Here is a 771-nt window from a genome sequence, read left to right on the forward strand (position 1 = left end):
TTTTATTCATCATAAGCATTAATATTACATAGAAGCATGCTCCACATTATTTTAGAAAGCGATCGAGCTAGGTTATAATAAGCATAGATAATTAACTAACTATGCATCATTCTTGTTTACTTTGCTAAAGCCAAAGGGATAAGGCTTGTTATTGAGAGCCAGACGGGCGTATCCATTATTTTCGTATAGTCCGACATCTGCACAATCAAATTGGCATGTTGGACAAATATATTGACTAGGACAATACCTTAACTTGTAAGAATGAGGTATCCCTGTCTCATATTTCTCAATCTTGAACCAGTTCTCTATGTTATTAGGTCCTGGAAATCCTAAGGTGCCACCAGTTATAACAAACCTAGGTGGTGAATGCGTCGGCCCTACGATGGAATAACCAACTTTCCATACAGTTTCGTTAACACATGACTTAGTTGAAGAAGAAGAAGTTGAGAACTTTATACTAACATCTTGGTTTTCAGAAACGAAATGACTTCCAAGTTTCATAGTATAAAACAACACAGGTGTTTTGTTATCAAATTCACCAGAACTGTCCTGCACAACGCCATTTGGGCATTTGGTGTTTCCAAGATTAGCTAAGTATACGCTTCCACCGCCAAAGGGAATACTTATAATGGAGTACTCCTCGTCTATCTTGAGTGGTTCGCCGTCCATGTCCAGCACGGGAGGGAATACAACATTCCCATTATTATCAGAAATGGAAAATTCATGAGAAAAGGCAACCAAACTTGAAAGCAAGAGGAAACTCAAAATATT

The sequence above is a fragment of the Nostocoides jenkinsii Ben 74 genome (genome assembly GCF_001046875.1).
Taxonomy (GTDB): Bacteria; Actinomycetota; Actinomycetes; order Actinomycetales; family Dermatophilaceae; genus Nostocoides_A; species Nostocoides_A jenkinsii.